The organism is Mesorhizobium sp. P3_A8 (genome assembly GCF_056402995.1).
The window spans coordinates 81200-97038 of record NZ_JBFUGI010000011.1 but is presented as its reverse complement, the minus strand read 5'-3'; the positions used below and the strand labels follow the sequence as shown (position 1 = coordinate 97038).

Annotated in this window: 17 protein-coding genes and 1 pseudogene; 5 read left to right on the top strand and 13 right to left on the bottom strand. The window is 64.3% G+C overall.

Annotated features, from left to right (window positions below):
• Positions 1–6: 6 nt before the first annotated feature.
• Together AC1DX4_RS24540 and AC1DX4_RS24535 are read right to left on the bottom strand one after the other, a co-directional pair.
• On the bottom strand, positions 7–564 hold the full coding sequence (locus AC1DX4_RS24540) for a sugar O-acetyltransferase (RefSeq protein ID WP_477222759.1): 558 nt from the start codon (positions 562–564) through the stop codon (positions 7–9).
• A 119-nt stretch (positions 565–683) separates the two neighbouring features.
• A complete protein-coding gene (locus tag AC1DX4_RS24535) occupies positions 684–1133 on the bottom strand; it encodes a universal stress protein (protein WP_477222758.1) in 450 nt (149 codons plus the stop codon).
• Positions 1134–1381: 248 nt separating this feature from the next.
• Here AC1DX4_RS24535 and AC1DX4_RS24530 point away from each other — a divergent pair, with 248 nt between their 5' ends.
• Entirely contained in the window at positions 1382–1963 is a 582-nt protein-coding gene (locus AC1DX4_RS24530) for a histidine phosphatase family protein (RefSeq protein ID WP_477222757.1), read from the top strand.
• 82 nt (positions 1964–2045) lie between these two features.
• On the opposite strand, the pseudogene AC1DX4_RS24525 reads toward AC1DX4_RS24530, so the two are convergent.
• The 4 genes and pseudogenes from AC1DX4_RS24525 to AC1DX4_RS24510 form a co-directional block, all read right to left on the bottom strand.
• A pseudogene (locus tag AC1DX4_RS24525) lies at positions 2046–2159 on the bottom strand (IS5/IS1182 family transposase); the annotation flags it as partial.
• A 615-nt stretch (positions 2160–2774) separates the two neighbouring features.
• Positions 2775–3176: a VOC family protein gene (locus AC1DX4_RS24520; protein ID WP_477222756.1), complete on the bottom strand. Its 402-nt coding sequence runs from the start codon at positions 3174–3176 to the stop codon at positions 2775–2777.
• Positions 3177–3273: 97 nt separating this feature from the next.
• Complete coding sequence (locus tag AC1DX4_RS24515) at positions 3274–4338, bottom strand: RNA polymerase subunit sigma-70 (RefSeq protein WP_477222755.1); 1065 nt, start codon at positions 4336–4338, stop codon at positions 3274–3276.
• Positions 4339–4380: 42 nt separating this feature from the next.
• Entirely contained in the window at positions 4381–5127 is a 747-nt protein-coding gene (locus AC1DX4_RS24510; protein ID WP_477222754.1) for an SDR family NAD(P)-dependent oxidoreductase, read from the bottom strand.
• 574 nt (positions 5128–5701) lie between these two features.
• Here AC1DX4_RS24510 and AC1DX4_RS24505 point away from each other — a divergent pair.
• Positions 5702–5971 carry a cyclase gene (locus AC1DX4_RS24505; protein ID WP_477222753.1) on the top strand — a complete coding sequence of 90 codons (270 nt, stop codon included), beginning with the start codon at positions 5702–5704 and terminating at the stop codon, positions 5969–5971.
• 71 nt (positions 5972–6042) lie between these two features.
• On the opposite strand, the gene AC1DX4_RS24500 is transcribed toward AC1DX4_RS24505, so the two are convergent.
• Positions 6043–6765, bottom strand: a complete 723-nt coding sequence (locus AC1DX4_RS24500; protein WP_477222752.1) for a pseudouridine synthase — start codon at positions 6763–6765, stop codon at positions 6043–6045.
• A gap of 52 nt (positions 6766–6817) precedes the next feature.
• Between AC1DX4_RS24500 and AC1DX4_RS24495 the strand changes: the two genes are divergently transcribed.
• Complete coding sequence (locus AC1DX4_RS24495) at positions 6818–7744, top strand: hypothetical protein (RefSeq protein ID WP_477222751.1); 927 nt, start codon at positions 6818–6820, stop codon at positions 7742–7744.
• Between the two features lie 31 nt (positions 7745–7775).
• On the opposite strand, the gene AC1DX4_RS24490 is transcribed toward AC1DX4_RS24495, so the two are convergent.
• A complete protein-coding gene (locus AC1DX4_RS24490) occupies positions 7776–8984 on the bottom strand; it encodes a cytochrome P450 (protein WP_477222750.1) in 1209 nt (402 codons plus the stop codon).
• Between the two features lie 68 nt (positions 8985–9052).
• On the opposite strand from AC1DX4_RS24490, the gene AC1DX4_RS24485 reads away from it, so the two are divergent.
• Entirely contained in the window at positions 9053–10114 is a 1062-nt protein-coding gene (locus tag AC1DX4_RS24485; RefSeq protein WP_477222749.1) for a hypothetical protein, read from the top strand.
• Between the two features lie 42 nt (positions 10115–10156).
• Here the strand turns inward: AC1DX4_RS24485 and AC1DX4_RS24480 are convergent, their stop codons facing one another.
• On the bottom strand, positions 10157–11023 hold the full coding sequence (locus AC1DX4_RS24480) for a class I SAM-dependent methyltransferase (RefSeq protein WP_477222748.1): 867 nt from the start codon (positions 11021–11023) through the stop codon (positions 10157–10159).
• A 117-nt stretch (positions 11024–11140) separates the two neighbouring features.
• Here AC1DX4_RS24480 and AC1DX4_RS24475 point away from each other — a divergent pair, with 117 nt between their 5' ends.
• Positions 11141–12031 (top strand): LysR family transcriptional regulator, encoded by an 891-nt coding sequence (locus AC1DX4_RS24475; protein ID WP_477222747.1) that lies wholly within the window; start codon positions 11141–11143, stop codon positions 12029–12031.
• Positions 12032–12175: 144 nt separating this feature from the next.
• Here AC1DX4_RS24475 and AC1DX4_RS24470 read toward each other — a convergent pair whose 3' ends face one another.
• The 4 genes from AC1DX4_RS24470 to AC1DX4_RS24455 all read right to left on the bottom strand — a co-directional run bounded on the left by AC1DX4_RS24470 (position 12176) and on the right by AC1DX4_RS24455 (position 15822).
• Positions 12176–13000, bottom strand: coding sequence for an alpha/beta fold hydrolase (locus AC1DX4_RS24470; protein ID WP_477222746.1), 825 nt, complete (start codon positions 12998–13000; stop codon positions 12176–12178).
• A complete protein-coding gene (locus tag AC1DX4_RS24465) occupies positions 12990–13484 on the bottom strand; it encodes an SRPBCC family protein (RefSeq protein WP_477222745.1) in 495 nt (164 codons plus the stop codon). Before AC1DX4_RS24465 ends, AC1DX4_RS24470 begins: the two co-directional genes overlap by 11 nt.
• Positions 13481–13816, bottom strand: a complete 336-nt coding sequence (locus AC1DX4_RS24460) for an ArsR/SmtB family transcription factor (protein WP_477222744.1) — start codon at positions 13814–13816, stop codon at positions 13481–13483. The genes AC1DX4_RS24465 and AC1DX4_RS24460 overlap by 4 nt, the downstream gene beginning before the upstream one ends.
• 107 nt (positions 13817–13923) lie before the next feature.
• Positions 13924–15822: an alpha/beta fold hydrolase gene (locus AC1DX4_RS24455; protein WP_477222743.1), complete on the bottom strand. Its 1899-nt coding sequence runs from the start codon at positions 15820–15822 to the stop codon at positions 13924–13926.
• Positions 15823–15839: the final 17 nt, after the last annotated feature.

The window sequence follows — 15839 nt, the reverse complement described above, 5'->3', positions numbered from 1 at the left end:
TGCCCCTCACTCGGCAATCGACCTGATAATCCTCGCCGGGTTTCCGCCGACAAGCGTGTTCGGGGGAACGTCCCTGGTCACCACCGAGCCCGCCGCGACAACAGAGTTCTCGCCCACCGTCACGCCGCCGATAACCGTTGCGCCGGCGGCGATCCAGACGTTGCGTTCGATGACGATCGGCTTTGCGGTGGTGAAGGCGCGCCGTCGCGACGGTTCGAGCGGATGGCCCGATGTGATGAGGCTGACATTCGGCCCGATCAGCACATCGTCGGCAATGTCGAGCCCGCCAAGATCATAAAACGTGCAGTTCTGATTGATGAAGACATTGCGCCCAACGCGGATCTCGGCTCCACCGGTCGTGTAGAAGGGCGGGATCAGCAGAAAACTGTCGTCGACTTGTCTGCCGATGAGTTCGCTGAACAAAGCGCGGACCTCGTCCGCGTCGTTGAATGTCAAACGGTTGAGGTTGGCGGTGATCGCCATCGCCCGCTTGACGTCCGCCAGCATGGCCGCCGATTCCGGCGTTCTGCCGGCGATTATCCTGGTGCGATCCTCATGCGCCATTCGTCATTTTCCTCAGGGGCGCGGTCGAACGAATGTGGCGCATGACAGCCGCGCCGGGATAACCCCGGCTGTTGTTTGAGCATGATTCCGAAAGCCGGTTCCAGCGTGAAGAGGCCGCTCTATCGAACCACCAGCACCGGGATTTCGGTGTAGGAAAGCACTTCAGCCGTCTGGCTGCCGAGAAGCAGCTTGCCCAGTCCGCGGCGGCCATGCGAGGCCATCACGACCAGGTCGCAGCCCAAGGTCTGCGACAGTTCCAGGATCGCTTCGGCGGGCCGTTTGTCCTCGACATGGACCACCTCAGCGGACACGCCGGCGGCATCGGCCGATGCCTTGCACTTGGCCAGAACCTCCTTGCCGTATTTGCGCGATTCTTCCTGGTAGACGGCCAGTTCATCGCCCGCCGCATAGCCGGCCATGGCGCCGCCCCAGGCGAAGATCGGGAATTGTTCGGAAACCGTGACAAAGGTGACGGTGGCGCCGATGCCTTTTGCCAAGGTGAGGCCGTGGGCAACGCCCTTGTCGGCCAGTTCCGATCCGTCGGTGGCGATGAGCAGATGTTTGTACATGATCTTCTGACCTGTTGTGCAAGGGCCGGTGCCCTTGGGGTGGCGGGAGCCTTGGAGCGGCTTATCCTGATATAGTTGCGCCATGGGCTTCCTCACAGGTCCAGCGACACGTGGATCAAGGACAGCCGAGGGTGGACCAATGGTCGGCCTCGGCGCCGCCCGGTCCAGATCACAGACTTTCGACGCCGCCCCGAATTCCCCTGTGCTCCATCGTCCTCTAAGGTGCCGGCGACATTGAAAGGCAGCCCATGAGCAACGCATATCCGCAAATCCACCTGGTCCGGCATGGCGAGACGGCATGGAGCCTTTCGGGGCAGCATACCGGCCGCACCGACATGCCGCTGACGCCGGCAGGCGAAGCGGCCGCGCGGGGCGTGGCCGAGCGGCTCAAGGGCCTGTCGTTCTCGGCGGTGTGGTCGAGCCCCTCACAGCGCGCCTACAACACCAGCGTGCTGGCCGGCTTTGGCGCGACAAGCGTCAGAAACGACGATCTGCAGGAGTGGGACTACGGCGCCTACGAAGGACGAACCACGAAAGAGATCCTGGCCGAGCGGCCGGGCTGGAACGTGTTTCGCGACGGCTGCCCAAAAGGCGAGATGGCCGCCGATGTCGGCGCCCGCGCCGACAGGATCATCGCCGCCTTGCGCAAGGTTAATGCCGACATACTGATCTTTTCCAGCGCGCATTTCTTGCGTGTGCTCGCCGCCCGCTGGGTCGGCCTGCCGCCGGAAGGCGGGGCGCTGTTCGTGCTCGATACAGCCAGCATCAGCGTGCTCGGCTACGAGCATGATCTCAGCGAGCCGGTCGTGCGCAAGTGGAATGGGAAGTAGGGGGCATCGCTCCTTGCTCCGCCCTAGGCCGTAGACTCATTACTGCGTAGCCAGATGCGGATAGCGACGAGCTTGACGGCGGCAAGATGCCGGTCAGCACGCGCCGATCATCAACACGCGATACACCTCTTGGCTTGTTGGGTAGCAGCGGCTCGATCACGCGCCATTCAAAGTCTGTCAGGTCATATCGGCTCATGGTGAGCCCTGAATCAGAATCCGGCGCGATGTGAAAGCAGCAAGTCGGCAAACGACCCTTAGCGGAATTTAAACGCCGCGCCTTTAGAGCGAAGCTATGCTGCCGAAACGGCTTCTACAGCTCCCGTACCTGGTTCACACGAACCGAGAACTCGGCTTAATGCTCAGAGGGGTAAAGCCGCTCGCATACTTCATGGATGTGGCTGGTCACGAGCCAGATTGCCTTGTCCGATATTGGCGAATGTTCGATAGGCACGTTGGCTTGGGGCGCTTTATCAAGCGTGAATTCCATGATCCAGCCCCTGAACGACCACAGTTCCAGTGTCGCTCAATCTTCTATTCGTTGCCAGGCGAGGAGTGGCGGATCGACGCCTTTCGGACGCTCCTCGCTCAACCCGGCGCGTGGTCCCGTGATCGCGAACGGCGATTTGGTGAATTGCTTGGCTACGCAGACTGGCAGAACGACTACTGGTTGAGCCGTCCAAGCGTTTAGTCCGCTTTCCACCTCATCTCAGCCGTTCGCGTTTATGGGTTCACGACCTAGGATGACGAAAGTTGGGGAGGCCAATTCCGGATGTCTGGCGCTGCACGAATTTGAGCCCGCGCAGCTCGACTGTTACTTGTCGAACTTCCGGATCGCCTCGGCGCTCACCGGCGTGAAGAAATTCACCAGATTGCCGTCGGGGTCGCGAAACAGCAGCGAGCGGTTGCCCCAGGGCATGGTGGTCGGCTGCTGCACGGTCACGGTCCTGATCGTGTCCGACAGCCGGGCGAATTCGGCATCGACGTCGCCGACGCGGAATTCGAGGATGGCGGTGTGGTTGTCGGCGGGCCGGGCGATGTCGCCGCCGAACAGCATCAAGGTGCGCGTGCTGCCGATCGCCAGCGTGCAGGAAGGTGTCGCGAGTTCGGCGAAGTCTTCCGTGTAGACCGTAACCGGCATGCCGGTGATCTCGCCGTAGAAGCGCACGAGGCGCTGGACATCCGAGGTGATGATGCGGACAGAGACGAAATTCATCGCAGGGCTCCTTGATCGCTGAAGCCGCGACCCGGCTCCCGACCGATCTATAGGCCAGGCCTCCTGACAGCTTTCTGTCAGGAGAGGAGCCCGACGGCTACGCTTCCGGTTCGGACCAGCTCTCCTGCACCATTGGCGGCAGGCCGAAGGCGGCGAACAGGTCTGCCGCGAGCGGGCCGACATAGACCGTCAGCGAGGCGATGCCGCCATCGGCCGGCTCGATGACATGCAGCGACTGCGCGCGCCATTCCGTCTCCTGATGACGCCGCGCGTAGACCGCGACCGCAGGCTGGCCGTTGGCCCGTGTCGCCACCGCGCGGTAGCTGGCGAAATTGCTCCACACGGTTTTGAAGAAATCGTGGATCGCCTGGCGTCCCTGGTACCAGTCCAACCATGGCGGCATGTGATAAGTGGCGTCCTCGCGCAGCAGCGCGATGAAGCCGTCGAGATTGGCCGCCTGCCAGGCCTGCATGTAACGGTCGAGCAGCGCACCTTCCTCCGGGTTGGGCTGCGATCGCTGCAAGGGACGTCCCTGCGGATAGCGCAGCGCCATCGTCGCACGCGCCCGCTGCAAGGCGCTGTTGACCGAGGCGGTCGAGCCGCCCAGCAACTGCGCGGTCTCCAGCGCCGACCAGCCGAGCACGTCGCACAGCAGAAGGGCTGCGCGTTGCCGGGGCGGCAGCAGCTGGATGGCGGCGACGAAGGCCAGCCGCACCGCTTCGCTTGTCTCATAGCGTGCCTCCGGGCCGGGTTCGCCGTCGACAAGGTCCGGCAGCTCGGCGTCGGGGTAAGGCTCCAGCCAGGAAAGCTCGGCGGCCGGCCCGGCGGCGGCGCGGCCCGCGGTCGGCGGCCGGTCCGGCGGCTCGAGAATGCGATGCGCGGACGACCGCGCCTTGATGGCGTTGAGGCAGGCGTTGGTGGCGATGGTGTAGAGCCAGCCGCGCGGTGAGCCGCGCCCGTCGAATTGCGCGCGGCCGCGCCAGGCCTTCAGCAACGTCTCCTGGACGAGGTCGTCGGCCTCATGCAGCGAGCCCATCATCCGGTAGCAATGCAGCTTCAGCGCACGGCGGTGGGTCGTCGTCAGGCGCTCGAAGGCCGGCCGATCGAGGATCGGCCTGCCTGTCGGGCTCAGCGGCTCAAGCGGGCCGGGAGCGTCTGTCATGTCGAGCCTGCCGTGCGGAGTTTATCTCTCATCCTGCGCGCCTCATCCCGCCGCCGCAAGGCCGCTGCCGCTCACCGTGAAGGCAGTTCCATGCGCCTTGCCGCCGGCGAGCGCGACCACGGCGCGTCCGACATCGGCGGGTGTCTGCACATCGCTCATGCTGGCCAGGAAATCCGCCGGGCTGATGCCGAGATAGGCGGAGATGCTCGAAATGCCGCGCTGGCCGACGCCGGTGCCGGCCATGATGCGCATCGGCGCCAGCGCCATGAAGCGCAGGCCAAGCCCCAGCCGGTCAGCTTCTTTCTGGCTGTGGGCGGCCAGGAACATCTGCATGCGCTTGGCGCCGGAATAGCCGCCGGAGTTCGGCGGGCCGCCGCTGAATGCCGCGCCGCTGGAGATCAGCACCACGCGGCTGCCCGGTTTCAGCCCCCCTTGCAGGGCGGCCTTGCAGAACAGGAACGATGCCTTGACGTCCGTCTCCCAATTCGCCGAGAAATCGTCCCAGCTCTGGTCCTGGATGGAGGCCGACGGAGCGAAGGCACCGGCCGAGATCACCAGCACGTCCGGCTGCATGGTGGCAAACACCGCGTCGGGCGCAGTGTCCTGCGTGGCGTCGGCGGCAAGCGTCGTCACTTCAGACGCTTCCCAGGAGAGCTCCTTCAAAGCTTCCGTGCTGCGAGCGACGGCAAGCACGGTTGCTCCTTCGCTGAGCGCAGCTTCCACGATCGAACGGCCGACACCCCGGCTGCCTCCGACCACGACGACATTTTGACCTTTCAACGATTGCATGGCTCATCTCGCTTCTTCCGGCCCGGAGGATTCCGGCGCCTGTAGGTGAAGACAGCGCGGGTGGGTGGAAATCATCGGTGGGGGGTGAAGAATTCTCTCAGGCTGCCCGCGAGGCAGGCGTGTCGCAGCCGTTCTGGTCAATGGACGATCTTTGCGAGAAGATGCACGCCGTTGCGCCCAAACCGGGACCGCGCGAGCCGCATAAAAAGTCAGCCGCATAATGAGTGCAAATCTTCAGTCGCTTGTTGCCAATGTCGGGGTCCCGACCGTGGTGGCAATCGTTTTGTTCGCTGTTGGAATATTCGTCAGGAATTTGCCACTTGGCGTGCGCATCCTGATATTCGTCGCCGCCGCCGCGATGAGCGTCCCCGGTTTCTTCGCACTCTATCTCCTCGCGATCTTTTCATCGCTAGGTCATACCTAGGTGGAGGTTCGCGATAAACGCCTCTGGTTTTCAAACTGAACCACCCCCCGATCGTCGTCCCCGCGTTTGCCAAAGATCCGCTTGAGGCGATAAACTGGACGGCCCATCGCCGACCTCTTGGGCGCATCGACAACCTGGGAGGAATGTACGATGACGACGCTCTTCGTGAGACATACCGTGTCCGACTACAAGGCCTGGCGCAAAGTCTATGACGGGTTCGCCCCGGTCCAAAAGGCCGGCGGCGTGAAGGCAGAGACCGTCTATCAGGCGGCGGACAACCCCAACGACGTCACCGTGACGCACGATTTCGCCAGTGTCGCCGAGGCGCAGGCCTTCATCAAAAACCCAAAATTGAAAGAGGCGATGGGAAACGCCGGCGTGGTCGGCGCGCCAACCATGTGGATCACCAACAAGACTTGATTGACCGCCCTGACTGACAGTGCTGCAATGAATGGCCGGGCCTGCTTCCTGCCTGGCGGGTGGGATTTTGCTCAGCCGGCCAGCAGCGCCAGCTCCTCCGCCGTCAGGTGCCGCGCCGTACCCTTGGCGAGGTCGCCTAGAGGCAGTCCGCCGATGGCGATGCGGATGAGGCGCTTGACCTCGATGCCGTGGGCGGCGAGCAGGCGGCGGATGTGGCGGTTGCGGCCCTCGTCGAGCACGATCTCCAGCCAGGCGGTGCGGCCGCCGCTGCGCAAAAGCGCGATCGAGTTTGCCGTCAGGGTCTCGCCGTCGACGGTGACGCCCGCGCGCAGCGTTTCCAGCATCGCTTCGTCCGGCACCGCGCCGACCTGCACGTGATAGGTCTTGGGCAGATGCGAGGCGGGGTCCATCAGTCGGTTGGCGAAATGCGTGTCGTTTGTCATCAAAAGCAGGCCTTCGCTCGCCTTGTCGAGGCGGCCGACCGGCGAGACGAAGGGCAGGTCGAGCCCTTCGAGGCAGGCATAGACAGTGTCGCGCTGTTGCGGGTCGTCGCGAGTGGTGACCAGCCCGCGCGGCTTGTTGAGCATGACATAGACCTTGCGCTCGGCAACGATTTGCTCGCCATCGACGACGATGCGGTCGCGGGTGAGGTCGACGCGCAGCGAGGCGTCACGCGCAACCTTGCCGCCGACGCGCACGCGGCCCTCGGCAATCAGCACCTCAGCCTGCGTGCGCGAGCACAGGCCGAGTTTGGACAGCGCGCGGTTCAGGCTGACGCCGGGGGACTTGGCCATATGTGGCCTCGTGGTCGCCGGTCTATCGGCATCGTGTGTCCGCCGTGGTGTCATGGCCGTCGCTCTGGTGTCGGTTGGGCCGACTGATGGCACGGGCGGGGGCGAGTTCGCAAGCTGCCGGCGGCGGGCGCGCTGGCATAACCGGTTTGACAAGGATTCGGAAAAGAGCGGGTTGAACTTCTCAAGCTCTATCTCATATTCGATATATCGGGGTTCAATAGGGCGGCAAGATTGCGTGCGAAGTATTGCAGATGAAATCGATTCTATCCGCGAGGTAAACACACCGGTCACGGATTTGACCCCGTCCGACCGCGATCAGATGTTTGCGTTGTACGAGACCTACTACGAGGCCGTCGACCGCAACGGTTTCGAGCGCGATCTCGCCGAAAAGGATGCTGTCGTGATCATCCGGCGCGACCGGGAGATCATCGGCTTCTCGACCTATCTCGTCAGGCCGCAGACTGTCGGCGAGGACACTGTCCACTATCTCTTTTCCGGCGATACCGTTCTCCATTCGGCGCGCTGGGGCGACCCTATGCTGCTGCGCGGTTTCTTCCGCGCGGCGGGCGCCGCCAAGGCAAGGGTAGGGGGCCGCCTGTTCTGGTTCCCCATCATAGGCGGGCACAGGACATTCCGCATCCTGCCCAACTTCTTCCGCGAGTTCGTTCCCGCCATCGATGGCCAGGACTCGGCCCGCCTGCAGGCAATCCGCGACACGATTGCGGCCGCCCGCTATGGGCACTATTTCGATCCGGCCACGGGGTTGGTCGATTTCGGCCCGTCCCAGGGCCATTTGCGGCGACAATGGGCCGATGTCGAGCAAACGGCGGTCCGCAATCGCTTCGCCGCTTTCTTCCTGAGAGCCAACCCATTCTACTCCAGAGGTGTCGAACTCGCCTGCCTGGCGGAGTTCGAGATTGGCAATCTGAAGCGCTACGGTCTTACAAGCTTTGCCAAGGGGCTGGCGGATGCATCGTGAGCGTGGCCTTGGACCTCCCGGCGCGGGCGGATCACTCCGTCAGGCGCAAGGTCAGCATCTCCAGGCCGCGGATCGAGGAATTGTCCATCCAGCGGGCGGCGACCGGCTCGATGGTTCTCCAGCGGGCGAGTGCAGCTTCCAGCACGGCGGCGCCTTCCATTTCGGCCAGCGCCCTGCCGATGCAGACATGCGCGCCGCGGCCGAAGGCCAGGTTCTGCCTGCCGGACCGGCGGAGGTCGAAATGCGATGGATCGACGAATTGGGCCGGGTCGCGGTTGGCGGCGCCGACCAGCAGCACCATCAGGCGGTCCTTCTCGACCGCCTGGCCGCCGATGACGACGGCCTCCAGCGGCCAGCGGCAGATCTTCTGCACCGGGCTTTCCAGCCGCAGCGTTTCGGCGACCGCATTGACGGCAAGCCGGCGATCAGCCTGCAGGGCGGACCATTGCGCGGGCTGGCGGGCAAGGTGGAACAGCATATTGCCGATGAGATGCACTGTCGTCTCGTGGCCGGCGAAGGCCAGGAAGGCGATGTTGCGCCCGGCGGCCGTCAGCCCGATTGCTTCGACGAGGCCAGCCAGCCCGGTCAGCAGCAGCGGCATCCGCCCGGTGGCAAGCAGACCGCGCAAATGGCTGACGAAGTAGTCGGACATCTCGTCGGCGGGGTTGGCGCGGCCGCCGAAAGCATCGTCGAAGCCGGTGTCGAGAATGGTGCGGATCGAACCCGACCATGCCCGCACCAGTGGCATGTCCTCGTCCGGCACGCCAAGCAGGCGGCAGATGACGCGTTCAGGTATGGCCCGCGTGAAGGCGGCCACGACATCGACCGTGCCGCCGGACAAGCCGCCATTGCCGACGAGGTCCTCGACCGCCTGCATGACCACGGGACGCATTGCCGCCATGCCCTTGCCGACGAAGGGTTGCCGCAGGGCTTGGCGCAGGGCGACGTGGGCGCTGCCCTCCTGATAGATCAGCCAGTCGCGGATCGCCGAACGGGGCTCCGCCGCCTCGCTGCCCGGCGGCACGTGCGACAGCTTGCGATTGACAAGGGCGTTCGAAACGAGATCGTATCCGGTGACGTAGACGTCGCCCCACGGCGCCTGCCAGACGGGGGCCTGCCGCCGCATTTCATCATGGATCGCGTAGGTGTTCGCGGCGCCCTCGAAGGCGCCGGCGCGAATGCCGTGCCAGGGATGGCCGGCGGCCTCGAACGTGGCGGTGGAGGAGGGCTCGCTATGCATCGTCTTTCGAAAAATCCCACCGTGCCAGCCGGGAGAGGCGTGCGTCGCCCGGAAATCAAACTCCGGCCATGACCGTCGATCAGGCGCCGATCTACTATTTCTGCACACGCCGACACGCTTACACGATCGGTGTGCTGCTTGGCTATTACGACCATGGGCTTGGCGATCTCGTCCGCATCATTCCCTACGAGCTGGCCGCGCGGCTCGGCCCTGTTGCAGCCGGCAGTTTTGTCTTCACGGATTTCGAGAGGCTGGCGCCAGCGCAATTGCAAGCCGTGGTTTGTCTGCACGAGCGTATCGCCGAGCGCAATCCCGACCTGTTGCTGCTCAACAATCCTGCCGTCGTGCCCGGCCGCTTCACGCTGCTGAAGCGCTTGAAGGCGGCCGGGCTCAACGATTTTGATGTCCACCGCATTGGCCAGCGCAGCGAGATCAGCCGCTTCCCGGTCTTCATACGCTGGGAGAGCCGGCACGATCCACCATTGACCGGGCTGATCGATAGCGCGGATGGGCTGGAAAGGGCGATTGCCGCCATGCCATCCCGCATCCGTGAGGATCGCGATGTCATGATCGTCGAATACGGAACCGCGCCTTCGGCTGACGGCCGGTTCCGCAAATATTCGGCCTTCAAGGTTGGCGACCGTATCTATGCGCAGCACTGCTTCAGCAGTCATTCGTGGTACATCAAGTTTTCCGAAGCCATCCTTGGCGATGCCGAACGCGCCGAAAGCCGTGCCTATGCGGCTGAAAATCCGCACGCGGCGCAACTTGACCGCATCTTTGCACTGGCAGGCATCGACTACGGCCGTATCGACTACGGCCTCGTCGGCGGTCGCGTCCAGACCTTCGAGATCAACAACAATCCGACCGTCATGTCGCGTCCGCCGGGCTGGGAGGCGGGTGTGGATTACAGCCGCTACGCCGAGATGCATGCGCGGGCGTTGCGCGGCATCATGCGGCCGGCCCGCGGGCCGGACCTCTTGCTCGGCGACGGCTCGATGAGCGTCGATGCCGTCCACGCCGACGCCATGCGCGCGGTGCGGCAGCGCATTGCGGAATTGTCGCGGCGGCGGCGCCTGTCGCTGCGGCCGCTCAAGAAGCGGCTGGCGCGGCTGTTCGGCCGGGCGTGAAGGACAATCTGGTGCCGCCCAAGCCGCGCCCGCAGAGGTCCACTATCTGGTGGCGGCTGCGACCAGCATTTCGCATGGGCCTTCGAACTGTCCGTCATGTTCGAACTGACCAAGCGCGGTTTCGATTTCGGCCCAGGCGTCGTCCTGCTCGCGAGGCGACAGGCCGGCCAGCATCTGGTGCAGTGCGCCAAACGATTCCTGCTCGAACTGCAGGCATTCGAGCGCCGATTGCAGCCGCACCGGCGCGTTGACCTTCTCGATGCGTACGTCATGGAAACCGGCATCGGCCAAGCGCTTGGCCAGCACCGTCGGGTCGCCCAGGCTGAACGGTCCGGGCTGGCCGGGCAGGGGCGCGGGCAGCGCAGCACGGCGGCGGATGATGCCAACCGGGATCGAGAAGAACGGGTTCCTGTCGGCAGTGGAATAGACGATGGCGCCGACCTTGCCACCCGGCTTCAGATGATCGCGCATGCCGCCCAGCGCCCGGTTCTGGTCGGGAAAATAGATCAGCCCGACGCGCGAGATCACCGCGTCGAACGGTTCGGCCGAAATGGCATCCAGCATTTCGCCATCGGCGACGGCGGTGTCGACATTGGCGTAGCCGGCCAGCCTCGCATTCTCGGCGGCAAAGTTCAGAACGCCCGCCGAGATGTCGGTGGCCAGCACATAGCCCGTCGGCCCGACACGCCGCGCGGCCGTCAGCGTCTGTTCGCCGGCACCGGCGGCGACGTCGAGGACGCGGCTGCCCTTGCCGACATCGGTCATGTCGAGCATCAGTTCGGTGGCGGGTCCGAGCCAGCGGGTCAACAGCGGACCCCAGCGGTTCCAGGCCTCGGCGGCACTGTCCCATTGCTTGCGGGTGGTTTCCTTGAACTTTGCCGGATCGAAAATCGGTTGCTGCATGGTCATGGCTTCCTCCGCGAAGGCACTATTGCCTTGCCGGAAAGCCTAGGGATCGCGTAGTTCTGGTGCCATTCTCGAAATCTCGACGCCCATTTTGCAAAATTGCACGGATCGGGGTCCAGGATGCATTGGGATGACTTGCGGATTTTCCTGGCCGTCGCGCGCGACGGCTCGATAAGCGGCGCCGCAAAACGCATGAACATCCAGCACTCCACCGTGTCGCGGCGCATCCGGCTGCTGGAGACGCAGCTCGGCACGCGGCTGATCGAACGCAAGAAATCCGGCTACGAGCTGACGCCGGCAGGCGACGAACTGAGAATGGCGGCCGGCAAGATGGAGATGGAGGTGCTCGAGGTCGAGGGCGCGCTCGGTGGTCAGGAAGACCGTGTCGCAGGCGAGCTCAGGGTGTCGGCGATCAACAACATGGCTTCATCCGTGCTGATGCCGATCTTCGCCGGCTTCAGCGAGGCCTATCCGGACATCCGGCTGCATGTGCAGGTCTCCAACAAATATGTCAGCCTTGCCGAACGCCATGCCGACATCGCCATCCGGCTGACCAACACGCCGCTCGACACGCTGGTCGGCACGCGGCTCACCAATGTGGCGTCGGCCGTCTACGGAGAGCGGCGCTATCTCAGCGGGTTGCGCGCCAGCGGCGCCAGGCCGCTGTGGGTCGGGGTGGAGTGCTGCGCCTTCCACCAATCCTGGACCCATGCGGCCTGCCCGGATCACCATCACAGTTTCTTCGTCGATGACACGCTGCTGACGCTCGCCGCCCTGAAACAGGGGTTGGGCCTCGCCTATCTGCCCTGCTTCATGGGTGACAGCGCCGAGGAGCTGGAGCGTTTTCGTGAGCCGGACCCGGTCCATGATCTCGGGCTGTGGCTGCTCTACCATCCGGACCTCCGGCGAACCAAGCGCGTCAGGGTGTTTCGCGAGCACATGGTGGCGGCGATCCGCGACCAGAGCGCGTTGTTCGAGGGCCTCTTGCCGCAGCCATCAGGACCGGCTTGATAGGTCGCTGCCGCTACCGGTCACCCCGACGGCGGCGCGGTCACGGGCTTTGTTCAGCCATCACGATGAAGTTGCCGCACGTGTCGTCGAAGAAGGCGGCGGTGGGAGGATTTCCTTGTGCCTGCTTGAGGTTATCGCCCACGCCTAATCCCGCTTGTTGAAGAATTCCGTCAGCACAGGCGCGTGCGCGGCGGCTTTCAGCATGTGGTTCTGGCCGGGCAGCGTTCGGTAGCTGGCATTGGGCACCGCCTCGGCCAGCGCCTTGTTGCCGTGCTGCATCCATGGCGGGCTCTTGCCACCATCGGTGACGAGCGTCGGCACTTTCAACGCGGCCCAGCGGGCGGGATCGAGTGGCTTGCCGAGCTGGTCGCCGGCGACGATGGCGCCGTCATAAGGCAGCGTATGCGCCACTGCCTTGAGCTTGCGCCAGATCGGCGTCAGCTTCATGAAAGCGATGAGCAGGCCGGGCGTGCCGACCGATTTGAGGAAGGCGGTTACGGCGTCGCCACGACGGCCGTCAGCTATGGCTTGCCTGATCGTTGCCCAGTCGCCTTGCGTGGTCGCGCGGCTGTCGTCGACGATCAGTGGCGCTTCGTAGAGTGCGAGTTTCCGGATGCCGGGCAGGCGGGCTGCCGCCAACAGCGCCGGCATGGCGCCTGAAGACATGCCCCAGACACAGGCCTCGCCACCGGCAACCTGCAGCACGGCCTCGATGTCGTCGACCTCGCGCTCGACCGCGTAGGGCAAGGTGTCGCCGCTGTCGCCACGGCCACGGCGGTCGTAGCGGAACACGGTGAAGCTGCCTTCCAGCGCCTTGGCCAGCTGAAGGCTCGGTCCCATGGTGCGGGAGCAGAGCGCGCCGTCGACAAGGATGAGCGGATGACCCTGGCCGCGGCGCTCGCAGGCGATCGGCGTTCCATCCCCCGACAACACGGCTTGCGTGGTCGGCCTGGCGCTTTCAGCCAGCATGGTGGGCTCCCGTGGCTATCAACTGTTCCAGCCGGTCGAAGCTCTGCATCCAGCCGCCGCGCATGCCGAGCGCCAGCAGGCGTTCGCGGTCGGCGGTGCTGGCCAAGGTGACTTCGAAATGGACATAGGTGCGCGCGCCGGTGGGCGTGAAGGTTACGGTATGGCGGCTTTGGCCGGGCGGCTTGCCGGCCCATTCCTGGATTTCGGGGTCCGGTTCGTCGCGGTAGCTCAGCCTGGCGTTTTCGACGATCTCGAGATAGCTGCCCTGGTTACGGTAGAGCGCGCCACTGGCGGTCAGCATGTCGATGCGCCAGCGACCGCCGACGCGCAAATCGATCGCGCAATGGGGAATGGTGCAGTCCTTGATGCCCCACCATTGCGCCACCAGATGCGGATCGGTCCACAGCTTAAAGACGCGCTCGACCGGGGCGTTGAAAATCCGCTCGATGGCAAAGCTGCGGTCGGCGGGTGCAGGCGCGCTCATTCCGGTCTGTCCGCGCCGCGCCGCAGCAGGTCTTCCATGCGATCGAAACGGTCTTCCCAGAGTTTGCGGTAATCATCGAGCCAGCGGTCGATGTCGCGCAGCGGCTTGAGCTCGATGCGGCTGAGGTGCTTTTGCGCCGCGCGGCTGCGGGTGACGAGGCCAGCCTGTTCCAGCACGCCGACATGCTTGGAGACGGCACGCACGGTGAGCGCAAAGGGCTGCGCCAGTTCCGCGACCGACGCTTCGCCGTCAAGCAGCCGGGCCAGGATCGCCCGGCGTGTGGGGTCGGCGAGGGCGGCGAATGTGTCGTCGAGGGAGATTTGATGAGTCATTATGGAACCATGTAGTTCTGGAACTAATTGGTTCTGTATAAGCGCGTGCCGATCTTGTCAACGGCTTGGCGCCGTAGCGCGGCATCAGGCGCGGGCCTTTCCGCCGATCAGAAACGGGTGATGAAGAATTTCAGGGCAAGCAGGTAGAGGACCAGAACGATCACCCGCACCACATCCTCGTGGGAAGTCAACGAGGCAAGGGGAGGGAGACAAAACCGCTCGGAACGGAACAGACAAAGCAATTCGTCAACTCGAGACGAGATTATCGCCGCCGGCACGAGCAGGCCCGCGATCGCCGCCCCTGCCCATAAGACGGCGTGCGTGCCGGACAAGGCCTTGAGCCATCGTGGCTGTTGCCTGACAAAGCCTGGGGCGTTGTCGGCCGGCACGTGGCCATGGACGACAAACCGCGCAATGTTTTCCCACTGGCCCTCCGCTATGCCAGCGCCATGACTGCCCTGGACGAACTCACGCTGTGCGATCGCCGGATGGGGCGGAGCTTGCGGCCCCGCTTGGTCGAAGCCGTCGAACCCGGCGCCTCCGAGGTCGAATTTCTTGAACCACTCGAGGCTCTTTGGAAGCAGAGCCACGACCCAGTCCGCGCTGGCAACGACGTTCAGCACGCGGGCAACCCGGCGATTTTCGACGAGTGACAGCCAGTCATAGCTGCAGCGCACGACGCTGCCAGCGAACAAGACATGGTCAAAGACGCAGGCTGGATAATCCTGGAGGCCGCGGGCCGCGAGATAGGTGCCGTTGGAATGACCGACATAGTGGAATTTCGAATTCGGATATTGCGCCACCGCGCCGACATACTGATCCATGAACCATTCCACCTTCTGGCGCCTGATCCAAGGCAGGATGAAGGGGAGCATGGCGAAATAGCCGTAGGTCGGCGTCCAGGCGCGGAAGACGGTCGGCCGCTTGGTCAGCGCGCGGACTTTTTCGGCGACACGATGGGTCCAGAAACCATCGTCTCGGATGCCGTGAATGACGAATACCGTCTGCTCGACGGTCTCGTCGGGTTTGTCGATCTCGTCGATCAGCAAATCCGGATCGGAAGCGATCTTCGCCAGGTCTTCCCTGGTATCCGTCAGCGCGTGCACAAATCTCTCTTTACGGGCCGAGGCCGCCGCCGCCTCGCTGCCGGATCCAGTAAAGTGGATCGCACTCATATGGTCGGTTTCATTGAACTGGATCAGAAAATAGGTGCGATTGCCCGACGAGTTGCCGTCGACCGCGATGTCGACCTGGTCGAACGGGGATATGAGATCGTCCCGGCTGCCGATGAGCTGGATCAGGATGGGTTCAGGCGGCGGCGCCGCAGGCTGGCTTGCGGCGGACAGCGATGCGGCGTTGCCGGCGCCGGCCGCGAGGCATTGGCGGCGGTAAGCCAGCCAGTGCAGGCGCGTCTGGACCATGAACGGGGCGCCCAGCCTGATGTCGAAGATGGTGGGAACCCAGCCTTTCGGCGCAAGATGCCCAAGCAGCCCGCAAATGTTCAGGCCGATGGAATATTTCCAGCTCAGGCGCGGCGAAATCTGCCAGCCGCGGTTGAAGGCTGCCAACAACACAATCCGCTCGACCTTGGCGGCCCAGCCGCGTGGCCCCTGCTTGTCAAATTTTCCTTCGGCCCGGAATCCGGGCGGATTGCCCGCCGCAACGAGAAACACCCGTCGCGCGATGGTCGCGCCCATGCTGTGTCCGGCAAGGATGATCCGCTCATAAGCCGGCTCTTTGCGCACCAGCTCGTCGATTTCGCGTACAATCTCCAGTACGATGTCGATGGCGCGTTTCGTGCTGAGAGCCAGATGATAGGGGAGCTTCGGGACATAGGTATCGACGCGGTGCCTCGTTCCGCCGTCGTCCTGGCCCAGCGCCTCCCGGCTGGCCTGTGCGACGCCCCCAACCCTTTCCGGCGTGGACCGCCAACCATGCAGAATGACGACCAGAACCGGTGGTCCGTCAGCACTCTCGACACCGCGCGTAAAGCCCTCGACTGACATGCCCGTTCCCCCTTTTT